The organism is Flavobacterium sp. 28YEA47A, from assembly GCF_041262125.1.
Taxonomy (GTDB): Bacteria; Bacteroidota; Bacteroidia; order Flavobacteriales; family Flavobacteriaceae; genus Flavobacterium.
The window spans coordinates 395,613-418,950 of record NZ_JBGCCI010000002.1; the positions used below are offsets into that span (position 1 = coordinate 395,613).

Here is a 23,338-nt window from a genome sequence, read left to right on the forward strand (position 1 = left end):
GGCAAAATTACAAAATTTTGATTAATAAAACTTTAAAGCCTTATCCTTCAACAATAGAACAGCTTTAAACAGAAAGAAAGAAGTTTTGAAAATTGAATGCTCCGGAACGTTCTTTCCAGTTGATTTTCAACACTTCCATAAATATTTTTTTCATATCTGAAAACTCAATTGGCTTATTGACATATAGGTTAGCGCCATTTTTATAGGTAACCTCCTTGTCTTTTTCAGAAGAAGAAGTAGAATAGATTATGATTGGAAGATTTTTATATTCTTCTTTTTTTCGGATTTCGATAAGACAATCCAGCCCTGAAAGTATAGGCATATTCAAATCCAAAAAAAGAATATCAGGGACGATGTTTTTATCATTGCCACCCAGATAGTCCAGCATTTCCTTTCCTTTGGCAAAGGAAAGTACGGACTTAATTTCGCTGAAATCGTCGGCGACTTCCTTAAAAAGCAGGTGCTCTTCATGGTCATCGTCCAGAAGGGCGATGGCTAAATTTTGTTTCTTCATAGTAGGCATTATGTTGGGGCATAATTTTTGGGTCTTGTAAAATTAGAAAAAAACTCGACTTCAACTCTATTTAAAGCAAAAAAAGACCGCACTAATAGTGCAGTCCTTCAATTTTTCCTATTTTTTTATGACTTGTATAGTAATGACGCTAATCTTGCATCTCTGTTATAAACATCATCAAAGAAACTTATCATACCGTTCTCATCAGCGAATGCCGTAAAATAAGCAATATAAACCGGTATTTTTTTCTTTAATGTATAACTGCTTTCTTTTCCGGCATGCATGGCTTTGTCTATTTTTTGAGATGTCCAACTTTTATCATCTTCTAAAATTGCCACTGCTAAATCTCTTGCTTTTTGAACACGTACACAACCATGGCTAAATGCCCTACTCTCCTTATTAAAAAGACTTTTGGCCGGGCTGTCATGCAGGTAGATATTGTTAGAATTTGGAAACATGAATTTTACCAATCCAAGCGAGTTTTTATCTCCGGGTTTTTGGCGGACTAATCCATTATTCCATTCCATATTGTGTTTTTCCAAATAATTTTTGTCTTTCGCCATTCCAGGCTTTATTTCTTTTTCAATAATGCTTTTCGGAATATTCCAATACGGGCTAAAGACCAGATAGCTCATCTGCCCGCTAAACACTACTGTTTTGTTCATTTCTTTTCCCACGACAACATTGGATTCCAATCTCACTTTATTGTCTTTGTAATACCTCATCCTATACGAAGGAATATTAACCGCAATGTATTCGCCTCCTTTGGTAAGGTCTGTAGAGATCCAACGGCAACGCTCCATATTTACTACAATAGATTTAATCCTGTCCTGAACCGGAACATTGAGGTGTTTCACCAAATCCGGCGTAATCAGGTTGTCCATTTCACGAGAGTTTCTCTTTTTGTAGGCTGTGACGGCCTGCAATAATTCATCATCATATTGATTGCTCCCGGAATCCTTCTTCAAATCACCAGAAATGAAAAGTCTTTTCCGAACTTGCGCTATTGTTTTAGAACTGTCTCCGGGTTTAAGCGACTTGACTCCTGCTTCCATTTCAATTGTTCCCCAACCTCCTTTTTCTTCTATATCAGTATACTTTTGCAATCCTTTTTTCAGATCGTAATAAAGAGGAAGCAATTCAGAATCGTCTTTTTTCAGAAGATTCGGGTCTTTCATTAGCGTATCCAGATAAGTGACATACGAAACTTTTTCACGAGGCAAATACCAACCGCTTTCTTTACTTTCTTTTGGGTCCAATCCTTGAAGGACATTTTTAGCATAGAAAAAATACATGGATGAAATCAACAGTTCCGAAGATAAATCCGGCCCGCTTTTCTCTTTTGATTCGTAAAAAATATCGCTGATCTGCTGCTTATAAGGCAATTGATTCTGAACACCTTCTGATTTGATCTGATTGACCTTGTCAAACAAGGCCGCAGCAAATTCAATCAGTCCGCCGCGGTCGTACCAGATATAATGATAATCGTGCTTTCTGTATAGTTCTTTTATTTCTGGCTCGTACTCCTTAAAATCCGGATATTTTGTAAAAAACCCGGCAACCTGGGTACTGTCAAAAGAAATTGTATTTTCTTCTTCATGCACATCAATTCCCGAAAGATCTTTGTCTTTCTTCTTACAGGAAGCTGTCAAAAACAGACCTGTGCAACAGATAATCAGTATTGGAATTATTTTTCTCATAGGGCTATTCTTTTTATTAAATATAGAAAAATTATTTTGGGATTAAAACTTTTATCCCATTCGTATTTTCCTTTTAACGTAAATTTTAGAATGCATTATTTTTCGACTGCAATAATGGCTTATTTTTCTTCAAAAATTCCACTTTTAACTTAAAAACTAAAAAACTATATTTGCCGATTAATTCCTTATCTTTAAGGAAATAAAGCGGAGAACGAAGGAGAATCTTGCTCTAAAGCCAAGATAGGGTTATTGCCCTGAATAAAATTGATATAAAACGAAGATGAAACATATTAGGAATTTTTGCATTATTGCACATATCGACCACGGGAAAAGTACGCTTGCCGACCGTTTGCTGGGTGCGACGAGAACCGTAACCGCCCGTGAAGAAAAGGCCCAATTGCTTGACAATATGGACCTTGAGCGCGAGCGAGGTATTACAATAAAAAGCCATGCGATCCAGATGGAATATCATTATAAAGGTGAAGACTATATCCTGAACCTTATTGATACTCCCGGACACGTTGACTTTTCATATGAAGTTTCCCGTTCAATTGCGGCTTGCGAAGGTGCGCTTTTGATTGTCGATGCGGCACAAAGTATCCAGGCACAGACTATTTCAAACTTATACCTGGCTTTGGAAAATGATTTGGAAATTATTCCTGTACTAAACAAAGTTGACCTTCCGAGTGCTAACCCAGAGGAAGTAAGTGATGATATTGTTGACCTGTTAGGTTGTAAATTGGAAGAAATCATTCACGCTTCCGGAAAAACAGGATTAGGTGTAGAAGATATCCTGGCTGCAATTATTGAAAGAGTTCCACCACCAAAAGGAGATCCTGAAGAACCTTTGCAGGCACTTATTTTTGACTCTGTCTACAATCCTTTCCGAGGCATTGAAGTAATTTTCAGGGTTATTAACGGACAGATCAAAAAGGGCCAGAAGATTAAATTCATGGCTACCGGAAATGAATATTTCGCTGATGAAATTGGTACATTGAAACTAAATCAGGTTCCAAAATCTGTAATTTCTGCAGGTGATGTTGGTTATTTAATTTCCGGAATCAAAGAAGCAAAAGAAGTAAAAGTAGGTGATACATTGACCGATGCGAAGACACCTACAACCAATATGATTACAGGTTTTGAAGATGTAAAACCAATGGTTTTTGCCGGAATTTATCCGGTTGACACCGAAGATTATGAAGATTTGAGAGCTTCGATGGAAAAATTGCAGCTGAATGACGCTTCACTTGTCTTTACTCCTGAAAGTTCTGCCGCATTAGGATTTGGTTTCCGTTGCGGATTCTTAGGAATGCTACACATGGAAATCATACAAGAGCGTTTGGAACGTGAATTCGACATGACCGTAATCACTACTGTTCCTAACGTTTCTTATTTGGCTTATACTAAGAAAGAACCTGAAAAGGCCCTTGTGGTTAACAACCCATCAGACCTTCCGGAACCTTCTAAACTGGATCGTGTTGAAGAACCGTATATCAAGGCAACCATTATTACCAAATCAGATTTTGTTGGAAACGTAATGTCACTATGTATCGAAAAGCGTGGCGTTATTACCAACCAGACCTATCTGACTACTGACCGTGTTGAACTTTCATTTGACATGCCTTTGGCTGAAATCGTATTTGATTTTTATGACCGATTGAAAACAATCTCAAAAGGATATGCTTCTTTTGATTATTCTCCAATCGGAATGAGAACTTCAAAATTGGTTAAACTGGATGTTTTATTGAATGCACAAGGTGTGGATGCACTTTCTGCTTTGATTCACGAAGACAATGCCTATAACATTGGTAAAAAAATGACCGAAAAGTTACGTGAACTGATTCCAAGACAACAGTTTGATATTCCAATCCAGGCTGCTATCGGAGCTAAAATTATCGCACGTGAGACTATCAAGGCATTGAGAAAAGACGTTACCGCAAAATGTTATGGTGGTGATATTTCCCGTAAACGAAAACTGTTGGAAAAACAGAAAAAAGGTAAAAAACGCATGAGACAGGTAGGTAATGTTGAAATTCCGCAAGAAGCTTTTATGGCGGTTTTGAAACTGAACGACTAGTTTTAAAAATAGAGAAAAACCTCGATAGCGAAAGTTGTCGAGGTTTTTTGTTTTGGCGTATATTTGATCATTAGTTTTTTAATTATGATGGACGAGTCTCCAAAAAGATTTGACAGGATTGTAGCAATCCTTATCCAATTGCAGTCCAAAAAAATTGTCAGGGCGCAAGAAATTGCCGACCGTTTTGAGGTGAGCCTAAGGACAATTTACAGGGATATCCGCACTTTGGAAGCATCTGGCGTTCCTATCTACAGCGAAGCCGGTGTTGGCTACTCGTTGCTTGATGGTTATCGTCTGCCGCCCGTTATGTTTACCCGTGAAGAAGCCAGCAGTTTTATTGCAGCTGAAAAACTCATGGAAAAATTCACAGACAAAGAACTCCACAGTCATTATAGTTCTGCTGCTTTTAAACTGAAAGCTGTATTGAAAAGTTCTGACAAAGATTGGATTTCAACTATAGAATCTAATGTATTGATGCAGCCTGCCAGAAAACTATTTAATGAAAAAGCTCCTAATGCATTGGCATTGCTTTTTAAAAGCATTGCAGAAAAAACACAGGTTATTTTGACTTATCTGGCTATAGAAGCAGACGATCCAACCGAAAGACTTATTGAACCTGTCGGTATTTTTCATGAAAATGAAAACTGGTACACTTTAGGTTTTTGCCATTTACGAAACGATTACCGTCAGTTTAGGGCTGACAGGATTCATCAAATCAAGCCAACAGACAAACCGTTTACTATTGAGCATCCGGATCTGGAAGCTTATTTGCAAAATGATATACAGAAATACAGCACTACTAAAGTTAGGATTGTGCTGCCGAAAAAAATCTCAAAGTATATTGCTACACAGAAAAAACATCATGGATTCGTTTCCCAAAAAGAAATAAATGACGGGAATGTAGAAATGACTTTTATGTCGCGTGATATTGAAGAAGGATTTTCTCGCTGGTATATGACGTATGGCGATTATGCGACGATTTTAGAGCCTGAGCGATTAAAAGAACGGGTTTCAGAAATAATTTCCAAAACCCGTTCGAGACTTTAATATTATCTTTCCCAGAAGAATGGTGGTTCAATGTTCAAGGCTCTTAAATAAACGTAACCTTGTCCTCTGTGGTGAATTTCATTATCAATAAAATAGAAAATATTGTCAATGATCGGGAATTCATATTGTCCGAAAAGATTGAATTTCTCGCTGAAATCTGCGACATCCAATAAATTCCAGTATTTATTGATTTCCTCAGTAGCTTCATCCCACTTGCGTAAATAATCTGCCTTTGTAGTTCCATTGTCGGCATTCTCAATGTAAGGCTTTTCATCGCGCTCTACAATTCCTTTCAAAGCAGGAGAAGCGATTGCCAAAAGTTCTGATGTCAATTGTGCGAAGGTTCTCATTCCGCCGATAGAGAATTCAAAAAATTCTTTTTCCGGGAAAGCTTCAATAACACGACGGGTTAATCCGCGGTGTCCTTGCCAGTGTCTTAATAAATTTTCTTTAGTAATAATCTGTGGTGCTTGAGCTGTTGCGTTCATAATTTTTTTTGTTTTTTATTGTTTACATGTCAAAGGTAAATGGGGCTAGTGACAACAGTTTGTCAGCAGTATTTTTTATTTTTTATTTTTTTTTATTTCCATAAAAAAACCTGCAGTCGGAATGGACTGCAGGCCTTATTTTTATTAGGAAACGGGCTTGTTTAGAGCTTTCTCCTATTATCATCAGATTTAGTATCAATAAGCTTATTGTATGGGTCAATCCCAACCTCAACCGGTTTTTCATCGACTACAATGACAAACTTATTGTCAATCTTATCAATCTTATACTTCTTAAGATAAAGTTCTTTCTCTTTGGTCTTACCTTTTACTGTTTGTTCTCCAAATATACCTACCTCAACATAATCATTCAAAGGATAGGATTCTACAGCGTGCCTATCGCCTTTACCTTTATACGTAAGCGTTTTGCCGGCTGCATCCTTAAATGTTCTGTTTCCTTTTTCGTCTGAACGATATTTGCTTACTAGCGCTTCAATAGTCACTTCATACTTGCCGTTAGGAAGTTTTTTGGAAGTGACTCCTTTTATGCGGTTATCATATAGCGTAATCGTCTCAAACATATCCTTGATCATGTATTTCAAAGAATCCGGAGTCGCTTCATTCAGATAGGACACAAATTCTATTGAATTGGTATATGGCGCTTCCTGATAAGCTACTTTTTGCAAGTATTTCTTCAAGGCATTGTTCATGTTCTTTTCGCCTATATAATCGCTCAAAGCATACAAAACCAAAGATCCTTTGTTATAGTGGATATACTGCTGGTTCTCGTTATACATCAAAGGCTGTTCCTTCTTGCTTTCAAAAGTTCTTCCTATAAGATAGTTATCCAAAGCATCTTTCAAGAACATTCTCATCTGTGATTTTCCGTATTCATGCTCCAATACTTTCAGCGAGCTGTATTCCGACAAACTTTCAGACATAAGAGTTGCTCCCTGCACGTTTGCACCAATAACCTGATGTGCCCACCATTGGTGCGCCATTTCATGCGCAGTTATAGAAAATGGGTAATCAACCGCATTTTCATCTTCATCATCAACATGGGCAATAAAACCAACGGCTTCAGAATAAGGGATTGTATTGGCAAAAGACTGTGCAAAACCACCACCGGTTCTTGGAAACTCAATGATTCGTGCTTGCTTGTGCTGGTATGGTCCAAAATTTTCAGTATAATAGTCTAATGCCCTTTTCACTCCTTTTATCATTCGGTCTATGTTGTACTCGTGACCTTTTTGATAATAGATTTCAATGTTGACATCTTTCCATTTGTCTTTTTTCACTTCGTATCGTGCTGATTGGTATGCATAGAAATTCAGCATTTTTTGATCCATTTTATAATGGAAATAGCTTCTGCCGTTCTTTTTCCAATGCTTCTCCAGGTAGCCTGGCGCAATAGCAATCTGATCGTCCGAAGTACTGACAGTCGTTTCAAAATTAACCCAATCAGCATCGTTAGAAATATAAGTATTCTGTCTGGCTATGCTATCTGTTGGTTTGGCCATTCTTTCTTTTGGCTTCAGACCGTATTTTGCTCTTGTTTCATCATCCCAAAGTTCACCGCTATCTGAATATCCTATAGAAGGGAAATAGCTGTTGTTGATGAATGTACCATTTTCTAAAACCGGAGAATGGCTGGTAATAAAAGTGTTTGGCTTATTGTATACTTCAAATTCCATTTTTATGGAATCGCCTGGAGCCAAAGGCGTTTTCAGCTTATAAATATTAAAATGAAACACCGTATCTTTTGAAACCAGCTGCGTTTCTTTGTTGAAACTGAACTTGTTTTCGTATCCGTTATAATTCAGGAATAGCGAATCGATAGTTTCTTTTGATTTATTTTTTAGGAAATAATAACCTTTCGCCTTGAAATCCCTGCTTTTTGGATAAATATCCATATTAACATTGATATCCGTGATTCTTGGCTGAGCATAATGCTCATATTTTTTATATTTCTTTTCCCATTCTACAGCCTGTTTTTCATTTTCCTTCTGAGAATAGTATGGATTTCTGATGTTATCTTCATAATAAATAGTACTTCCAATCGCTAAGAAACCTACTAACGCTACTATCATTGGAATTGCCAATTTTGGAGTAAAGCGCTTTTTAGCGTTCGAAAATCTTTCTTTGATTGACATCGGGATTCCACGTTTCCAGAATAGCAATGCTACGCAAAACAAGACTATCCCTAACAAGATCCAATAGAATTTGTACAGATAATAGCTATTAAGCGAATGCCCATATCCGTTCATATCTGAATAAGCATAGCCTGTATCAGAATTAAACCTGAAAATATCCTGCTCGACACCCAATTGTGGTAAAAACCGCAACCCAATAGAAAGAAGCATCAAGACAAAAAATCCTAACAAATAGTTCTTGAAAATCGTCTGTATGAATACCGCCAGCAAAGCCCACGCTATAAAATTGAATATTTTTATGCCGTATAATTCAAACAGGTAATGCCCGAATTCAAAATTATAATAACCATGATATGACTGAATTAATACGCCCGCTACCAAAATCAGAATCAGAAGTGTAATCTGCATTTTTACAATAGCTATAAACTTTGAGAATAGCAGTACCCAGTTCGGGATTGGCGTCACATCAATCAGATGGCTCATTCTTGTCGTATCTGCCCTATGAATCAGTATACCTGCAAATAAGAATGTCAGTACATTGATAAAAAGTGTGAACGAACCTCCCGAAATCTCAAGCATCTGCCAGGTCACCGGATACGTATCCGTTCCGAAAATACTACCCGTAGAAATAGAAACCAACAATAAGAAAAGAAGCCCTACAATAGCAATGACAATAAAAGCCCAGTTTCTAAGGATAAATTTCAAGTCTACATTTGACAAGCTCCAGACTGTTTTAAAATTCTGCCAGTTAGAGAAATCAAATTTCACAACTGGAAGTTCGATTCTTGTTATTCCTCCAAAATTATTCTTGACAGCTCTTTCGCTTTTCTTGCTTTTTCCAATGGTTAGTGCTGTCTGGCTAAATGAGAAATAACGATAAAGTAGTCCCAGAATAACCAGGGAGATCCCTATCCAGATAAGTCTGTTATAGATAATTACACCTTCAAATGGCAGCAGATTTTCGTTCTGTTCAGCAATGGTCCAGTATTTTGTATAATAGCCGGCTGCTTCCATTCCAAAAGGTTCCCATAAAGCCACAATGTATCTGTTATCCGTGTCTTGTGTAAAACTGGAAAGTATTACCTGTAATAGCAATACTAGTATAACTCCAATAAATCCAACAGAAATATTTCGGGTAATCGTAACTAATGCAAAAATAAGAACACCAAAAATGAATAAGTTCGGGATGATATAAATCAGGTAAATCTGCGCATATGCTACCGGATTAAAAGGCAACAGCAGATCGTGATTTACCCACGGAAGCAACGATGCTGCAACCAGACCTAAAATAATAGTCAACGTAATAAGGATAACAACAAACAGGGAGCTTAAAAATTTCCCGGCGATATAATCCAATTTTGTAAAAGGATACGAGAACAATATCGTATGCATATTGTACCTGAAGTCTCTGTATACGGAAGAACCTACAATTATTGGCAGCAGGAAGTAAATCAAGACATTCATTGCATTGATAAAGCCGTTCAAAGCCGTAGGCGAATTGGCATAGGCATTAGAACTTCGCGCCGCGGTCAAATCATCAAAAACACCAAAGCTCGCAGCTGCAAAAAGGAAAGACATTCCAAAAAACAGTGCTGCGAATATATAAAACGAAGGGTTCCTGAACCATCGTTTTATTTCAAAATTAAATATCGTAGAAAACATATTATTGGTCTGATTTAAGTGCTACAAAATATACATCTTCCAATTGCGGTGCGGCTGCGACAAATGTCTCATCCGGTTTTTCACTGCTATAAACTTTGATATTTAAAGTATTATCCTGGTTATATTTTGATGAGATCACGTTAAAATCACGCTCATAATTATCCAATTCTTCGCGAACAATAACTTTTGTCCAAATTTGTCCTTTCAGTCTTTCTTCAGCCTGTTCCGGAGTTCCCTGCGAAAGAATTTTCCCTCCGTTTAAGATAGCCATTTCGTGACATAATTCTTTTACGTCATCCACGATGTGCGTAGAAAAAATAACCGTATGATTGGTTCCTATTTCTCTCAAAACATTTAGGAAACGATGGCGTTCTGCCGGGTCTAAACCAGCCGTTGGCTCATCAACTATAATTAATTTAGGATTGTTCAAAAGCAATTGTGCAATTCCGAAACGCTGCTTCATACCACCTGAATAGCCGCTTACTGATTTGTTTCTCTGTTCGTAAAGATTGGTTACTTCCAAAACTTTCTTTACCAATTCTTTTCTTTCTGATTTTGAAGAAATTCCCTTTAGTCTTGCAAAATAATCCAAAAGTTTTTCTGCCGACATGTTTGGATAAACCCCAAATTCTTGCGGCAGGTAGCCTAAAATTTTTCTTAAAGCAATATTGTCTTCCAATACATTGATTCCATCAAATTCAATGGTACCAGAATCTGGTTTCTGTAAAGTGGCAATAGTTCGCATCAAAGAGGATTTTCCAGCGCCATTTGGTCCTAAAAGTCCAAACATTCCGGAACCAATTTCCAGATTCAAGCTATCTAAAGCCTTAACGCCATTTTTATACGTCTTACTTAAGTTATTAATTTTAAGCTTCATAATTTGTAAATATTTTGGTTGATTATAATTGGTTAGTGGAAAGATTGCTTTTTTTGTTACACATTTCAGCGATCTATTTTTAAAAATAAGCGTTTTTAACAAATAAACTTTACGATTTACTGTCAATTTCAAACTTCGTACCTTTGCAGCTCTTATTATAGAATTTAAAATGATTGAAGATAAAAACCAGCAACGAACAAGCTTGTCTGAATTAGGAGAATTCGGGCTTATAAAACATCTGACAAAAAATTTCGAAATCAACCAGCCTTCTACTTTCAAAGGAATTGGAGACGATGCCGCGGTTTTGGATTTTAAAGATAAAAAGGCCGTTATTTCAACCGATCTGCTTATTGAGGGCGTCCATTTTGATTTGGCCTATATGCCTTTACGACATTTGGGATATAAATCGGTTGTAGTAAATGTATCTGACATTTATGCCATGAATGCCAAGCCTACGCAGATTACCGTTTCAGTAGCTGTTTCTAACCGCTTTCCTTTGGAAGCACTTGAGGAATTATTTGACGGTATTGCCTTGGCAGCAAAAGAATATAATGTAGATGTGATTGGCGGAGACACCACTTCTTCCCAAAAAGGACTGATAATCAGCATTACTGCAATTGGTGAAGCTGACGAATCGGAATTAGTATACAGGAATGGTGCAAAATCAAATGACCTTCTTGTCGTTACAGGCGATATTGGTTCCGCTTATATGGGATTACAGGTTTTGGAAAGAGAAAAACAGGTATTTCAGGTAAACCCAAACAGCCAGCCTGACCTTGAAGCTTATACGTATATCATAGAAAGACAGTTAAGACCGGAAGCACGAAAAGACATCAGGACTTTATTGCATGCGTTGGAAGTAAAGCCAACTTCAATGATTGACATTTCTGACGGATTATCTTCAGAAATCATCCATATCTGCAAACAATCCGGAGTTGGATGTAACTTATATGAAGAGAAACTGCCACTTGACCCGCAATTAATCAATGTCTGTGAGGAATTCAACATTGACAGCACTACGGTTGCCATAAACGGTGGTGAAGACTATGAACTTCTCTTTACAATTTCTATGGATGACTTTGATAAAATTAAAGGAAATCCAAACTTTACCGTTATTGGACATATGACTCCAGAAAGCGAAGGTATACATCTGGTTACAAGAGCTAATACAAAAATTCCTTTGAAAGCGCGAGGCTGGAATGCTCTTGACAGCTAATCTGGAAAAAATGCATAAAAAAAAGCGATGGTTGGGGATCATCGCTTTTTTATTTTTCCAATTGTATAAGCAGCAGTTATTTTGTAGGTTTAAGCCATTTGGGGGCTAACAAAAGGGTGGTATTGCTCGTTTTTACTGCTTACGACGTTCTTGGGTTTACTTTTAATCTCTTCAATGAAAAAACTTATACTTTATTACACTGTAAAACTACATTAGTAAATCATTAGTTGTTTACGGTTTTCCCGCATTTGTTTTACGGTTTTCCCGTAAAAAAGGACAAAACATTGTTATAAAACTATAAGAACCAAAGCATTAATCCATTTTTTTATCATTCAACAGGAAATACTCATTGTTTTTTACAACAACAACTTTTTGCTGTCTAGATGAATCTTTGGTTTTAGTACTACCTATACTCTGCCTTGTATTTTTTTTCACATTGGTTTCACTCTTGCAACAAAGCAAAGCTGTTAAGGTGGCTAATATGATTATTGTCTTAATCTTCATCTAATTCTTTCTTAATTCCTAAAAGCTAAATTATTCAACAGACACTTATGGTGTTTGCGGTTTTCCCGCATTTGTTTTACGGTTTAGCCGTAATTCAAAAACTGAAAGCCCATAAAAAAAGCGGCACTTTGGGGAGTTACCGCATTTTTATTTTTTGGAATCGCAAGCAGCCAATTGATTTTTGTAGGTTAAGTCAATCTTGGGGGCTGACAAAAGGGTAATATCATTATTTTTTTTGCTACTTACTTTGCTTCCGGCTCTTTAAAAAAGACGTTTTTGATTACGGTGTAAAACTAGCCATTACAACATATAGTTGTTTGCGGTTTTCCCGCATTTGTTTTACGGTTTTCCCGTAATCCTATCTTGAGTGCAATAAAAAAGCTGCCTTTACAGACAGCTCTTTTTTCGAAGAAATGAAATAAAAAAGGTATACCCCCTAATTTATTCTAACTCAAAATTACATTGCTAAATTACAGCTATTTAATATAGGCTGTTTGCGGTTTTCCCGCATATATTTTACGGTAAAACCGCATCAATAGATATTGCTCGAACATTATTTTAAATAAATCCTCTAAGCCTGGCCTCATTGATAAGGTCCTCGTCATTTCCGCCCTTGATTTTGAATAAATCTTTCAGGTTTAATTTTCTTTTTTCGACAGCACTCAAAGACAGTGGCGTATGCAAAGGAATGTTTTTGGTTTTCACTCCTCTTGACAGGTGATACAATATCTGGCGGTCATATTCATCAATCAGGTTACTATCGCTGGACTGCTGGCTTACAAACTTGACAACCGTCTGACTGTAATAGTTTTCATTTTTTAATATCTTATCAAATGCTATGAGCAATTCATCAAAAGTCAGGTCATTTTTGATGATAAGACCATTCGGGTTTATGGTCTTAATGATGTTGTTTATTTTTAATGACTCTGTATGCATGGTTAGAAGTATCACGCGACAGGAAGGCAAAACTGTCTTCATCAGCTTGGCGAGATCCTCTCCTGAAAGAATATTCTTTTCCTGATAAGGCGGCATACTGATATCAAAAAACGCTACATCATAGGGAATCATTGACGGGCTGGTCAGAATTTCATACGCCGACTTACAGTCGTTTGCCTGCGTGATATTGAACTCGAATTCTGCCGGGTGGTAGCCGGCTATAGTATTCTTATACGCTTCAATAATAAACGGGTGATCGTCAACGATTAGGATGTTTAGTTTTTTTGCCATGGTGTTATGTGTGTTATTTTTGATTGATTTCCAATGGAAACACAACCGTTATAGTGGTTCCTTTACCTATTTTTGATTTGATATCAAATGCTGCTTCACAGGCTTTTGCTCTTGAAAGCATATTCTGAAGGCCAATACCTTTACTTTTTTTGCTTACTGAAAATCCTACTCCATCATCAGTCACAGTCAATTTTAATATTTTCTCTTGTTTTAAAATCTCAATCCTGACATTTTCTGCCTGGGCATATTTGTTTATGTTAAGCAACGCTTCCTGAAGAATCCGGTATAAATTAATCTTGATATAGTTTTCAATCTTTTCCCATTCGATTTCCATATCAACCACAAAAGAAACTTTTGCTTGGGAAACTGTTTCCTGCTGTTCGATCAGGTTGTTGACAATTCCTATAAAATTATTGTTTAGGGCATGTTTCTCACGATTAAGATCGTGTGAGATTTCACGGATATCCTGCTCTATATTTTTAAGCTCAACGAGGTAGTTATTTCTGCTAACGATAGCTTCATCGTCTTGCCTTTTATTCAAACTATCCAGATTTAGGCGGGCACCAAACAATCTTCCCAAAATACCGTCATGAAGTTCCTGCGCAATCCTGACCTTTTCATTAGCTCTACCTTCTTCTATTTTATTTTGCTGGTAAAGCATTAGGTTATAGATGTCCTCATTGGCTTTCTGTTGTGCTTGTTTCAACATAAGTTCCTTTGTTTTGGAACGCTGGTTTTTGATTACAAAAAGAAGAATCCCAATCATGACAACCAGACCAAAAAAGAAAAGTATGTTTCTATTTTGTTCAGCTAGTTTATCTTTTTGTTGAATGATTTCATCTGTTTCGTATTCTATTCGGGCAAATTTATCTTTTGATTTTCGTTCAGCACTTTGAAGACTATCATTGATTTCTATATATTCGTCAGAATATATAGACGATCTTTTAGGATCAATTGCCCCTAACTGCTTTAAAGCCATCAAAATGTCACCATTCTTTTTCGTCTTTCTAGCAAGTTTTAGAGCTTCTTGAGCAAATTGCTTAGATTTTACAGTGTCTTTTTTTTCGGCATAATATTCCGACAAGTGTAATTTATTAAAGATTACCCCAGAACTAAGTTTTAAACTATCGCGAATTTTTAAAGACACATAAAACAAATGAGGCAATTCAGAATCATTCTTAAGTTTAAATTTAGAATACGCAATATTATCAATTAGAGTTGCATATAATACAGGCTTATCGTTAAATAAATTCTTATCCTTTAAAGCTTCTTCAAACTTTTTTACTGCCTCTAGATGTTTATTCTGATTTTGATAAACATTTCCTATATTATTCAAAGATGTTGCGGCAAGATGAAATTCATCATTCCCTGTATTTTTATTTGCCAAATCCAAGGCTTTCTCATGATATTCTATTGATTTATCATAATCTTTTAATTCAAAAGAAATAAAACCTAATATATTATAAGCATCATAAATTTTTGATTTTTCATCTGTATCTCTTAACACATTGAGCGCTTGAATTGCTGAAAGCTCACTTCCTGAATAATCCCTTTCTAAACTCCTAAGAATAGCAATATTAACATATATACCACCTAAATTTATCTTATCATTTAGTTTTTTATATAGTTTTTCAGCTTTAGTGTAGTAGGCAAAAGCACTATCTTTTCCTGAGGTATTTGTATAATAATCTCCCAAATAAGTATATGCCTTAGCAGCACTCATGGTGTCTTTATCTTTTTTAGATTTTTCAACAAGAATTCTTGATACTTTTTGATATTCATCAAAATTATTCATATTGAAAAATCTATTTGCAACTTTAAAAAGGTTAGCTCTATTTAAAGAATCATTATCCTGATTAATTAAAATTGCATAAGCTTTATTATTATATGCTAGCCTTTTTACATAAGGTACATTATCATCATTAGCCAGTTTTAAATAAGTAGAAAGTGTATCAGATATGCTACTATCGTCAAAAAAAGTATTTTTTTTCTTTGAGCATCCCAGAAGTAATAGACCAATAACGAAAAAGAGTAGATAATATTTTCTCAATAGTCCAAAGTTTATTTCCAAAAGTAATAAATCTATTGACACAAAAAAAACTAAATACTAAATCAAAAATCAACAATCCTTTTATAAAAAAATTATACCAAAAAAATAAAAGGCCAATACTACTCAGTATTGGCCTTTTGAAATCTTATGTAATTAAAAATTATTAGTCAAGTTTTTTATTTCCGTTTAGTACCTGCCCTTTAGTATCTCCTGCATCGGATACGTTAAGCTTAATCTGAGGTCTGTTACCACTTGTATCTGTATCTAATTTTTTATTCCCGATAATTACCTGTCCATTTCCTGTACTTCCTCCTCCTGTATCTCCAGTTTCAGCAACTACATTTTGCGTTTGATTTTCAGTTGTAGTAAAAGAAGTTAATACAACTAAAGAGAATAATCCGAATGTTAAAATAGCTTTTTTCATGATGTCTTTCATTTGTGGTTTAATGAATTATGTGTAAGATTTGTTCTTGGAATTAGGGTTTGTGATGTTTGATTTTCACGATGTAAAAGTACTGTGGCCCTGAGAGTTATTGTAGTATTTACAGGTCTGTCTTGTGGATTGAGCCCGTTTGTGAGTGAATGATATTATTTTGAGAGTAGATGGATGGTTTTTGAAAGATTTTCGATTTTTATGACAAAAAAACAAGACAAAACAGCCTTAATCCCTTATAAATATTAGGGTTAGGAATTAAAAAAATAGTGGAAATAGAAAAACTTTTGTGTTGGCTTTATTAGATTTCTAAATAGCCTGAACTGGAGATTACGGCAATAATCTGGTCGACATTGCCTTTGTAGGATTTAGAGAATGGCAGTTTTGTGGTAGTATTTTTAATATAGCAGACTGCATTTCCGGTGTGGATTCTCGAAATATAGTTGATATTGACAATATAACTATTATGAATCCTGTAAAACTGCGAAGGCAAGACATTTTCAAAATGTTTTAATGTCTTAAATGCAGTAATCATTTCACCATTGTTAAGATGAATATCTGTAGAATTATTATCAGCCTGGAAATATTGGATGTCTTTGGCGTCTATAAAACGGTAATCGCCATACGACTTTATACAGATTGTAAGTTGTTCCGGATCTTTTTTAACCGGATAGTCATTATCTACAAAAAACGGTTTTTGTTCTGGCTCTTGAGGAATACTGACAATAGTAGAAGGTATTGATTTTTCAAATTTCAGTAGGGTTTTACGAAATTCATTTAAATTAAATGGTGCTACCAGATAATCAAAAACCTCATGTTTGATGGCTTCCAGAGCTAGATTGCCATTCTTTGCAGTAACAACAATTTTTGGTATTTCTTTAAGATAGCGATACAGCTCATTGATAAGCGAAAGCGAAAGTTTGCTGCTTTTGTCTTTTGGATCTATTTCCAAAAAAACCAATTGAGGCTGATGTTCTAAGATACTATTTAAGCCATCGTCGTAGTTGTTCGCAGATGCAACCAAACGAAAGTTATGAAATCCATCAGCCAGGCTCTGGATATTCACAACATTCTCTTGATTATCGTTAATGATAACGTACGAATAACTCATCAATAGCTAGTAACAAAATTTGTTTTTGGAAAAGCAGCATAATAGCTACTCATTTTGTCAGAGCATCGTGATTAAGTCCGTAAATAAATTTTTAGACTTGCGGGAATAGTAGTTTTTGGGGCTATCTTAACTATTTTAATCGGCATTTCTCCCTTATAAGGGAATCATTTTCATCATTTTATGACACAAAACACTCAACTAATTTAATTTATTTGGTGCAAAAATAGGATTGTTGTTAATACATTCTTAATTTTTGTTGATATAAAAAGAAAAAGGCGGCAAAAAAACTAAAAAATATCCAATTTTAGGCACTTTTTTACAGAAATAGATTTATTATGTAAAATACAAATTTGCAAAAATAAAAAGGCTTACCGTTCAAGGTCAGCCTTTTTTTATAGATTTTATATATGCAATTTATATTTTCTGAAGCCAGGTTCTCATCGATACTTCTTGATTGATAATATCCTTCAATTCAGAAATTTTTACTCGATCTTGTTTCATAGAGTCTCTATGACGGATAGTTACAGTCTTGTCTTCAAGCGACTGATGGTCAACCGTAATACAGAATGGTGTTCCTAATGCGTCTTGTCTTCTATAACGTCTTCCAACAGCGTCTTTTTCATCGTAGGCAACATTGAATTCCCATTTCAGGTCTTCGATAATTTCTTGTGCCAATTCCGGAAGTCCGTCTTTTTTAACTAAAGGCAATACAGCTGCTTTTGTTGGAGCCAAAACTGCCGGTAATCTCAATACAGTTCTTACTGATCCGTCTTCTAAAGTCTCTTCTTTTAACGAATTAGAGAATACCGCCAAAAACATTCTATCAAGACCAACAGACGTTTCAACCACATAAGGAACATAATTCTGGTTGGTTTCCGGATCAAAATATTGCAATTTTCTTCCTGAATGCTCTTCATGCGCTTTTAAATCGAAGTCTGTCCTTGAGTGGATTCCTTCCAGTTCTTTAAAGCCAAATGGGAAATTAAATTCGATATCAGCCGCTGCATTAGCATAATGTGCCAACTTTTCATGGTCATGGAATCGGTAGTTTTCTTTCCCAAGACCAAGAGACAAATGCCAGTTCAGTCGGGTAGTCTTCCAGTATTCATACCACTTCATTTCTTCACCCGGCTTCACAAAAAACTGCATTTCCATCTGTTCGAATTCTCTCATCCTGAAAATAAACTGTCTGGCAACAATTTCGTTTCTGAACGCTTTTCCTGTTTGCGCTATCCCGAAAGGAACCTTCATTCTTCCCGATTTTTGCACATTTAAAAAGTTCACGAAAATTCCTTGTGCTGTTTCCGGACGCAAGTATAAGTCCATTGCGCTTTCTGCTGAAGCACCTAGTTTCGTACCAAACATCAGGTTGAACTGTTTAACATCTGTCCAGTTCTTAGAACCTGTTTCAGGATCAGCGATTTCCAGCTCTTCTATCAGGGCCTTTACGTCTGCAAGATTTTCTGTTTCGAGCGAACGTGCCATACGCTCAAGAATTTCTTTACGCTTTGCCAAGTATTCTACGACTCTGGCATTGGTAGTAATAAATTCCTGTTCATTGAAGGCTTCGCCAAATCGGGTTCTTGCTTTTTCTATTTCTTTTTGTGCCTTCTGATTTATCTTTTCAGCATAATCTTCAATCAGAACATCGGCACGGTATCTTTTTTTGGAATCTTTGTTGTCAATTAACGGATCATTAAACGCATCTACGTGTCCTGAAGCTTTCCAAGTTGTTGGGTGCATTAAAATAGCCGCATCAATGCCCACAATGTTTTCGTGCATCTGCACCATTGCTTTCCACCAATATTCGCGGATATTTTTCTTCAGTTCAACACCGTTTTGTGCATAATCATAAACTGCACTCAATCCATCGTAAATTTCGCTTGACGGAAAAATATATCCGTATTCTTTTGCATGCGAAACTATATTTTTAAATAAATCGTCTTGTTTTGCCATAGTGCAAAAATATAAAAAGAGAATGAAAATCGGGGGAAATGCTGTTTTTTTAAACCAGAAAGTTTAAAGCAGGAAAAGGCTGGTATTTCCGATAAGATGAGCACCGGAAAATATGTTGATAATATAGTTTCCTTTTATGAGATGTTGTTTGTTTGCATCAACAAAAACACAGACATCAACATCGCCTTTATCATAATTGACACTGGTTTTAGCGCTGTAAAAAAGTGTCTGATTTTTAATCTCTATTGAAGATTTGTTTTTGCTTACAATATTAGCCTTGGGATTGATAATCTGAATAAATATTTCTTTGATTCCTCTTTCAATCCACATATTGTCTTCAAGAGTGAAGCAAACTTTTATCTGCTCCGTGTTTTTGGTTTTTTTGGTTTCGAGTACTTTTTCAGATACTGTTCTGGCTCCAATTGCGCTTACATTAGATGCTTTGAGCTTTTTCTTTTCTACTTTCACTTCTGAACTTGCCAGAATTTCAGATTCTAATTGGTTGATTTTTGCGTACAGTTTTTCAATTTCTTTTTTATTATTCTCAAAATCCTGCTGTTTTAATCTGAGGATATTATTGAGTGTTTCCAACTGTGAGCTTTTGGTATATTTCTCTTTTGTAAGTGCTGAAATATTTTCTTTAAGCATATTCAAATTGGACCTAACCGAGTCATCTGTCTGAACTGTCTTATTTTTTAGCGCTTCCAATTCTTTTGTCAATTCCTCATTTTGCTGAAGAGCCGCATCATAACGAATTAGTATCTCACTAATTTCGTTATTGTGCAATTTCCGATCTAATTCTATATTATGCGCCAAATTTTCTTTTTCAGTTCTCATGCTATACCATTTTACTGCAAGTGCAGCCGCCGTCAAAACGGAAATAATGGCGGTTATATTCACAATAGAAAATGTAGGCTTGAGAGACATAGTTTCTGAAAAATTTTCGTGAAATTAACCGAATGGCTCCTGCCTGCAAAAAATAATCGACCAAAAGTGAATCCATCAGGTTAAACGAACGTTTTTAAGAATTCTCATTTTTTCAGAATTCTTAATAAAAACCTAAAACCCATAATATCAACATCTTGTATTTTATTCAGTTTCAAAATTTAAAAATCAGAAAAAGAATTTGTCAAAAATTTCCTTATTTTTAAGCTGTCCATTTATAAACCAAACAGTATGTTTAAAAGCCTTTTCGACCTGTTTTCCCCACAAGTATGTCTTGGTTGTGGCGAATTTATGCAGTTAAACGAAACCGTTATCTGCACTTCCTGCCGACACGAATTGCCATTGACAAACCATCATCTTGAAACGGAAAACGAAATCACTAAAAAATTTTATGGAAGGATTCCTATTGAATTTGGAGCAGCTATGATTTATTTTCACAAAAAAGGAATTGTTCAGGAACTCATCCACAATCTGAAATACAAAAACCATCAGGAAATTGGCACTATGCTGGGCGCGTGGTATGGAGAAGATCTAAAACTTTTAGAAATCGTCAAGAGCATAGATTTTATCATTCCCGTTCCGCTACATAAAAAGCGGCTTAAAAAGCGTGGTTATAATCAGGTAGAAAAATTTGGCCTTGCCTTATCGTCTGTACTTCAGGTTGCGTATAACGACTCTATATTATACAGAGCCGTCTATTCCGACACTCAAACCCAGAAAAGTTTTTTTGGCAGGACAGAAATCAAAGAAAATTTGTTTGATGTTACGTTTTCGGAAGCGCATCATGCCAAACACTTCTTGCTGATAGACGATGTTATTACCAGCGGAACCACTATTGAAGCCTGCGCTAAAGCTTTATTGAAAATCCCAGATGCCAAAATTAGTGTGGTGACCATGGCTTATACCCATTCTTAAGAAATAATTTTTGCAAAGATTTCGTCAGCTCTAAATATAATTGTTATTTTGTACATAAATTATTTCCTGATGTTTAGAATCCGATTTGCGTTTTTATATATTATTTTGGCCCTGTCCGTAATAAGTTGTGCAAAAAGAGGCAGTATTACCGGCGGCCTAAAGGACACTCTTCCACCGGTAATGCGTTCCAGTGTACCAAAAAATTTCAGCACCAATTTCAACGTACAGGAAATCAAGATTACTTTTGACGAGTATGTTAAAATCAAGGATGTAAACAAACAGCTGATTATTTCACCACCAATGAAAAATCCGCCTATAGTTTCGCCTTCCAATGCCAGCAAATACATCACCATAAAAATTAAGGATACACTCCTGCCCAATACGACCTACAGCTTTAACTTTGGGAGCAGTATTCAGGATAACAATGAAGGTAATCCATACCAGCAATTCAAATATGTATTTTCTACAGGAAATGCTATCGACTCGCTTTCTATAGGAGGCTTTATAAAAGATGCTTACACTAAAAATGTAGATAATTTCGTCTCGATTATGCTCTATGAAGTAAATGAGACTTTTACAGATTCCATAATCTATAAACAAAACCCGAGATATGTGACCAATACTTTGGACAGTCTCAAAACATTCAAGCTCGAAAATCTGAAAGAAGGCAAATATTTGTTGATAGCCCTGAAGGATCAAAACAATAATTTCAAATTTAATCCGAAAACGGACAAGATTGCTTTCCATAAAGAATTTGTGAAAATCCCGAGCGATACTCTTTATGAAATGGAACTGTTTAAGGAAATCATTCCTTTTAAAGCAACCAAACCGTATCAGGCTTCCGGCAATCGAATTATCGTACCATATGAAGGGGATGGCAAAAATGCAGTCGTTACTTTAAAAAATAATGGGGAAAACCTTCCGGTAAAAATTTCTAAATTCCCGAAAAAAGACTCCTTGCAGGTATGGTTCAGTCCTATAAAAACAGATTCTCTACTCTTAAAAATTGACAAGGACAAATTCAGCAAAGAGTTTACTGTAAAAATTAAAAATCAAAAGAAAGACACACTTAGTTTCCAAGCAGTACAGAGCAATACACTGCATTTTCGCGACCGTTTTACCATCAACGCGTCCATGCCATTAGTTGCTGTCGATAAATCTAAAATCAGCTTAGTGAATAAGGATTCCATAGCCGTTCCTTTTACTACTGAATATGATGAATTTCACCAGGAAATAAAGATTGATTTTGAAAAAGAGCCATTGGAAACTTATAAAATCACTGCTTTTCCAGGTGCCTTTACTAATTATATACAGCAGGCGAATGACACTTTAAATTACCGCCTAAAGACCCAAAATATCTCCGAATATGGAAATCTTCGCATACGATTGCAAAACGTAAAACACTATCCTGTCATTATTGAAATCACCAATTCCAAAGGTGACCTCATTGCTTCTGAATACTCTGAAGGCAAAGACATTATTGACTTTATGGGACTACAACCGAATCTTTTCACACTTCGGGTAATCTATGATGAAAACAAAAACAAGATCTGGGATACCGGCAGTTATTTGGAAAAGCGACAACCCGAAGAAGTGGTTTATTATCCAACAGCAATAGATGTCAGGGCCAATTGGGATGTTGACCAAACGGTCAATCTAGGAAATTAACGCTATTGTATTTCGAAAGAATCACGATCGTCCAAAAACGCTAACTTTTTCCGGATTTCTAGCATTTTATTTTTGTCGAGATCTACAATAAAAATGCCTTCAGATTCCTGAGGTTCCAGCATTGTATTTCCTAAAAAGTCTATAACTTGTGAATGTCCTACATATTCATGATTGCTTTCGTCCCACCCAATTCTATTGACTCCAACTGTATAACACATATTCTCAACAGAACGGGCTTTGAGCAAAATGTCCCAGGCATTAATGCGTAGTTTTGGCCAATTCGCAACATAGAGAAGCAAATCATAATTTTCTATATTTCTGGAAAAAACCGGAAATCGCAGGTCATAACAAATCAGTGGGCAGATTTTCCATCCTTTGTATTCTACTATTAACTTTTGTTGTCCGGAAGTATAGATTTTCTCTTCTCCTACCAAAGAAAAAAGATGTCTTTTATCGTAATATTGAACCTCCCCTGAAGGAAAAACAAAAACCAGTCTATTGTAGTAATTATCGTTTTCAATGATTATAAGGCTTCCTGTTATCGCTGCATTTTTATTTTTCGCCCAATGTTTTAACCATAAAAGTGTTTCGCCTTCCATTGTTTCAGCAACGGCATATGGATTCATTGTAAAGCCTGTGGTAAACATTTCTGGAAGAACAATCAGATCTGCTTCCTGGATTGAATTGACTTTTTCTTCGAAATAATTCCGATTGGCTTTTGGATTTTCCCAAATTAAGGGCGCTTGGATTAGGACAGTTTTCATCTTTATTTTAAAAACTCACCATAACCCTGCCTGA

Annotated in this window: 17 protein-coding genes; 5 read left to right on the forward strand and 12 right to left on the reverse strand. The window is 35.8% G+C overall.

Going from position 1 to position 23,338, the window contains the following annotated elements; translation table 11 throughout:
• Positions 1-64: 64 nt before the first annotated feature.
• Both ABH942_RS04295 and ABH942_RS04300 read right to left on the reverse strand, forming a co-directional pair.
• Positions 65-514 (reverse strand): response regulator, encoded by a 450-nt coding sequence (locus ABH942_RS04295; protein ID WP_370029740.1) that lies wholly within the window; start codon positions 512-514, stop codon positions 65-67.
• Between the two features lie 125 nt (positions 515-639).
• The gene (locus ABH942_RS04300; protein WP_370029741.1) at positions 640-2,214 is read right to left on the reverse strand and encodes a murein L,D-transpeptidase; all 1,575 of its coding nucleotides are present in this window, start codon (positions 2,212-2,214) and stop codon (positions 640-642) included.
• 280 nt (positions 2,215-2,494) lie between these two features.
• On the opposite strand from ABH942_RS04300, the gene lepA reads away from it, so the two are divergent.
• Positions 2,495-4,291 carry a translation elongation factor 4 gene (lepA, locus tag ABH942_RS04305; protein ID WP_370029742.1) on the forward strand — a complete coding sequence of 599 codons (1,797 nt, stop codon included), beginning with the start codon at positions 2,495-2,497 and terminating at the stop codon, positions 4,289-4,291.
• 84 nt (positions 4,292-4,375) lie between these two features.
• Positions 4,376-5,338: a helix-turn-helix transcriptional regulator gene (locus ABH942_RS04310; protein WP_370029743.1), complete on the forward strand. Its 963-nt coding sequence runs from the start codon at positions 4,376-4,378 to the stop codon at positions 5,336-5,338.
• Positions 5,339-5,340: 2 nt separating this feature from the next.
• Here the strand turns inward: ABH942_RS04310 and ABH942_RS04315 are convergent, their stop codons facing one another.
• The 3 genes from ABH942_RS04315 to ABH942_RS04325 all read right to left on the reverse strand — a co-directional run bounded on the left by ABH942_RS04315 (position 5,341) and on the right by ABH942_RS04325 (position 10,515).
• Positions 5,341-5,826, reverse strand: a complete 486-nt coding sequence (locus ABH942_RS04315; RefSeq protein ID WP_370029744.1) for a DinB family protein — start codon at positions 5,824-5,826, stop codon at positions 5,341-5,343.
• A 161-nt stretch (positions 5,827-5,987) separates the two neighbouring features.
• A complete protein-coding gene (locus tag ABH942_RS04320) occupies positions 5,988-9,638 on the reverse strand; it encodes an ABC transporter permease/M1 family aminopeptidase (RefSeq protein WP_370029745.1) in 3,651 nt (1,216 codons plus the stop codon).
• 1 nt (position 9,639) lies between these two features.
• A complete protein-coding gene (locus tag ABH942_RS04325) occupies positions 9,640-10,515 on the reverse strand; it encodes an ABC transporter ATP-binding protein (protein ID WP_370029746.1) in 876 nt (291 codons plus the stop codon).
• A gap of 169 nt (positions 10,516-10,684) precedes the next feature.
• Between ABH942_RS04325 and thiL the strand changes: the two genes are divergently transcribed.
• Positions 10,685-11,731 (forward strand): thiamine-phosphate kinase, encoded by a 1,047-nt coding sequence (thiL, locus tag ABH942_RS04330; protein ID WP_370029747.1) that lies wholly within the window; start codon positions 10,685-10,687, stop codon positions 11,729-11,731.
• Positions 11,732-12,793: 1,062 nt separating this feature from the next.
• Here thiL and ABH942_RS04335 read toward each other — a convergent pair.
• From ABH942_RS04335 to ABH942_RS04360, 6 genes are all read right to left on the reverse strand, one after another.
• The gene (locus ABH942_RS04335) at positions 12,794-13,462 is read right to left on the reverse strand and encodes a response regulator (protein WP_370029748.1); all 669 of its coding nucleotides are present in this window, start codon (positions 13,460-13,462) and stop codon (positions 12,794-12,796) included.
• 13 nt (positions 13,463-13,475) lie between these two features.
• A complete protein-coding gene (locus ABH942_RS04340; protein WP_370029750.1) occupies positions 13,476-15,512 on the reverse strand; it encodes a tetratricopeptide repeat protein in 2,037 nt (678 codons plus the stop codon).
• A 163-nt stretch (positions 15,513-15,675) separates the two neighbouring features.
• The gene (locus ABH942_RS04345; RefSeq protein ID WP_370029751.1) at positions 15,676-15,936 is read right to left on the reverse strand and encodes a hypothetical protein; all 261 of its coding nucleotides are present in this window, start codon (positions 15,934-15,936) and stop codon (positions 15,676-15,678) included.
• Between the two features lie 310 nt (positions 15,937-16,246).
• Entirely contained in the window at positions 16,247-17,056 is an 810-nt protein-coding gene (locus tag ABH942_RS04350; RefSeq protein WP_370029752.1) for a LytR/AlgR family response regulator transcription factor, read from the reverse strand.
• Between the two features lie 414 nt (positions 17,057-17,470).
• Positions 17,471-19,012 (reverse strand): glycine--tRNA ligase, encoded by a 1,542-nt coding sequence (locus ABH942_RS04355; RefSeq protein WP_370029753.1) that lies wholly within the window; start codon positions 19,010-19,012, stop codon positions 17,471-17,473.
• A 63-nt stretch (positions 19,013-19,075) separates the two neighbouring features.
• A complete protein-coding gene (locus ABH942_RS04360; protein WP_370029754.1) occupies positions 19,076-19,939 on the reverse strand; it encodes a hypothetical protein in 864 nt (287 codons plus the stop codon).
• Between the two features lie 249 nt (positions 19,940-20,188).
• On the opposite strand from ABH942_RS04360, the gene ABH942_RS04365 reads away from it, so the two are divergent.
• Both ABH942_RS04365 and ABH942_RS04370 read left to right on the forward strand, forming a co-directional pair.
• Entirely contained in the window at positions 20,189-20,872 is a 684-nt protein-coding gene (locus ABH942_RS04365; protein ID WP_370029755.1) for a ComF family protein, read from the forward strand.
• A gap of 69 nt (positions 20,873-20,941) precedes the next feature.
• Positions 20,942-22,540 (forward strand): Ig-like domain-containing protein, encoded by a 1,599-nt coding sequence (locus ABH942_RS04370; RefSeq protein WP_370029756.1) that lies wholly within the window; start codon positions 20,942-20,944, stop codon positions 22,538-22,540.
• A gap of 2 nt (positions 22,541-22,542) precedes the next feature.
• On the opposite strand, the gene ABH942_RS04375 is transcribed toward ABH942_RS04370, so the two are convergent.
• Positions 22,543-23,304, reverse strand: a complete 762-nt coding sequence (locus ABH942_RS04375; RefSeq protein WP_370029758.1) for an amidohydrolase — start codon at positions 23,302-23,304, stop codon at positions 22,543-22,545.
• Positions 23,305-23,338 lie beyond the last annotated feature (34 nt).

Bases quoted from the DNA above. Each gene is read 5' to 3' on its own strand.
- ABH942_RS04295 (WP_370029740.1), bottom strand. From the start codon at position 514: ATGAAGAAACAAAATTTAGCCATCGCCCTTCTGGACGATGACCATGAA.
- ABH942_RS04300 (WP_370029741.1), bottom strand. From the start codon at position 2,214: ATGAGAAAAATAATTCCAATACTGATTATCTGTTGCACAGGTCTGTTT.
- lepA (WP_370029742.1), top strand. From the start codon at position 2,495: ATGAAACATATTAGGAATTTTTGCATTATTGCACATATCGACCACGGG.
- ABH942_RS04310 (WP_370029743.1), top strand. From the start codon at position 4,376: ATGATGGACGAGTCTCCAAAAAGATTTGACAGGATTGTAGCAATCCTT.
- ABH942_RS04315 (WP_370029744.1), bottom strand. From the start codon at position 5,826: ATGAACGCAACAGCTCAAGCACCACAGATTATTACTAAAGAAAATTTA.
- ABH942_RS04320 (WP_370029745.1), bottom strand. From the start codon at position 9,638: ATGTTTTCTACGATATTTAATTTTGAAATAAAACGATGGTTCAGGAAC.
- ABH942_RS04325 (WP_370029746.1), bottom strand. From the start codon at position 10,515: ATGAAGCTTAAAATTAATAACTTAAGTAAGACGTATAAAAATGGCGTT.
- thiL (WP_370029747.1), top strand. From the start codon at position 10,685: ATGATTGAAGATAAAAACCAGCAACGAACAAGCTTGTCTGAATTAGGA.
- ABH942_RS04335 (WP_370029748.1), bottom strand. From the start codon at position 13,462: ATGGCAAAAAAACTAAACATCCTAATCGTTGACGATCACCCGTTTATT.
- ABH942_RS04345 (WP_370029751.1), bottom strand. From the start codon at position 15,936: ATGAAAAAAGCTATTTTAACATTCGGATTATTCTCTTTAGTTGTATTA.
- ABH942_RS04350 (WP_370029752.1), bottom strand. From the start codon at position 17,056: ATGAGTTATTCGTACGTTATCATTAACGATAATCAAGAGAATGTTGTG.
- ABH942_RS04355 (WP_370029753.1), bottom strand. From the start codon at position 19,012: ATGGCAAAACAAGACGATTTATTTAAAAATATAGTTTCGCATGCAAAA.
- ABH942_RS04360 (WP_370029754.1), bottom strand. From the start codon at position 19,939: ATGTCTCTCAAGCCTACATTTTCTATTGTGAATATAACCGCCATTATT.
- ABH942_RS04365 (WP_370029755.1), top strand. From the start codon at position 20,189: ATGTTTAAAAGCCTTTTCGACCTGTTTTCCCCACAAGTATGTCTTGGT.
- ABH942_RS04370 (WP_370029756.1), top strand. From the start codon at position 20,942: ATGTTTAGAATCCGATTTGCGTTTTTATATATTATTTTGGCCCTGTCC.
- ABH942_RS04375 (WP_370029758.1), bottom strand. From the start codon at position 23,304: ATGAAAACTGTCCTAATCCAAGCGCCCTTAATTTGGGAAAATCCAAAA.